Origin of the sequence: Candidatus Magnetobacterium casense (assembly GCF_019173545.1) — a bacterium.
GTDB lineage: Bacteria > Nitrospirota > Thermodesulfovibrionia > Thermodesulfovibrionales > Magnetobacteriaceae > Magnetobacterium > Magnetobacterium cryptolimnobacter.
In genome coordinates this window covers 1-2,148 of the sequence record NZ_JABXWD010000508.1, presented here as the reverse complement: position 1 = coordinate 2,148, position 2,148 = coordinate 1, and the positions used below count along the sequence as shown (strand labels likewise).

The following is a 2,148-nucleotide window of genomic DNA, read 5'->3' as shown; positions in this document are numbered from 1 at the left end:
ACCGGGTCGGGCCACTTGTAGGTCTTGGCATCTTTGTTGGCAAACAGGACGTCATACAGGGTGTCGGTTGATTTATAGCCCATTGCTTCGGCCTTTGACAGGACGTCAGGCATGATCGCATCGCCAATCTTGTGTTGCGTCCACACATCGGCCAGGGTGAAGCGCCTTGAGAACTCCACGATCTGCCACAGGTCCGACGTGCTCTTGCCTGCCGGAGTGACCTGTTGACGCCAGTGCTGTGTGCGTCTTTCGGCGTTACCGTAGGCGCCCCACTTTTCAAAGATCATCGCCGTGGGCAGTATGAGGTCGGCCACCTTGGCCGTGATCCCCGGATAGGCCTCGGATACCACGATGAAGTTGTCCATTTCCCTGGCCGCCTTTATCCAGTGGTTGGCATTGGCCGTATTGTGCCATGGGTTGTTGACCTGTACCCAGGCGAACTTGACTTTCTTGTCCTCGAGGTCACGCATGATCTTGGTGTAGTGTGAGCCGATTACGGGGTTGAGGGTGCCTTCAGGCAGTTTCCACAGCTTTTCAGTCTTTGCCCTGTGGTCGGGGTTGTCTACGACCATGTCGGCAGGAAGTCTGTGGCAGAAGGTGCCAACCTCTCTGGCCGTACCGCAGGCACTTGGCTGTCCGGTGAGACTGAATGCCCCGTTGCCGGGCTGACACATCTTGCCAAGGAGCAGGTGCAACGAGTAGATCATGTTGTTTATCCATGAGCCGCGTATGTGTTGATTGAACCCCATAGTCCAGAAGCTGGTTACCTTTTTGTCCTTGTCCAGGTACATATCAGCAAGTATCCTCAGCTTCTTTGAGTACTCATTCAGTGACTCGCCGGGGTCACCCTTGGAGAGGGCTGCAACATATTCCAGGGTATATGGTTCCACGCCCTTTTTGAAGTCCTCCAGGGAGATCAGCCAATGTTTGCCAGCAGTGATGGTGTTCTTGTTCTCCATCTTGTCTCCGGCCTTTATGCCGAGGGCCTTAAGTGCTATGGCCTCGTCCTCCGAAATAACCTTTGACAGTTCCTTGGCCACCGTATCGGTCTCCTTTTCGCTAAACGACGGGTGCTTGAGGTTGTTGCGCATCCCGTAGCCAATGTCAACCGGACCGGTGGCAAAGACGCAGTAGTTTTTGACAAAATCGGCGTCTATTGCATCGGGTCTTTCGACAACGATCTCACGGATGAGGTAGTTGAGGATTGCCAGGTCTGTACTGGGTTTAAATATGATTTCGATGTCCGCTATGTTGGAGCACCTGTTGGCGTAGGTAGAGAGGTTAATCACCTTGACATTGTGCTTGTCACTGAGCTTTCTGTCCGTGACCTTGGACCATGAGGATGGGGTGCATTTCGGCCATGTTGGCCCCCCGGGAAACGATGGTATCGGCATGGTGCATATCGTCGTAGTTACCGGGTGGTTCGTCGATCCCAAATGTCTGCATAAAGCCAACAACGGCACTTGCCATGCAGTGTCTGGCGTTAGGGTCTATATTGTTGCTTCTGAGACCGCCCTTCATAAACTTTACGGCTGCAATGCCTTCCATGATGGTATACTGTCCGGAACCAAACATGGCTATACCGGTAGGGCCGAGTTCCTTGTAAGCCTTTTTGCACTGCTTTTCCATTTCGTCAAAGGCACGCTTCCAACTGACTGGTTTAAAAGTACCCTTCTTGTCGAACTCTCCCTTGTCGTTGACCCTCATCAACGGCTCCGTGAGTCTGTCGGCTCCGTACATTATCTTTGCGTTAAAGTAGCCCTTGATACAGTTGAGCCCCTTGTTGACCGGAGCGGCGGGATCGCCCTTAACGGCAACGATCTTGTCCCCCTTGACGGCAACCATGATGCCGCAGCCGGTACCACAGAATCTGCATACCGACTTGTCCCATTTCCAGTCTGCCTCAGCCTTTGCCGCAGCCGCCTGCAACTCCTCAGGCACAAAAATGCCGGCAGCCGTGGCCGCATAGACGGCAGCAGCAGTCTTGAGAAACTCCCTACGCGTTATTGCCATGTATACTTCCTCCTTAATGTTTTTGATATACTATACTTTTGCACTTTTTTATTAACTGGCTTTTTATGCGGTTTTTGAAAATGGATTCCCGTTTTCACGGGAATGACAAGAAATGGTATCTTGCGCCCATCTGTG

1 pseudogene is annotated in these 2,148 nt (G+C 52.4%); it reads right to left on the bottom strand.

What is annotated here, in order from left to right:
- A pseudogene (napA, locus tag HWQ67_RS16960) lies at window positions 1–2,007 on the bottom strand (nitrate reductase catalytic subunit NapA); the annotation flags it as partial.
- Window positions 2,008–2,148 lie beyond the last annotated feature (141 nt).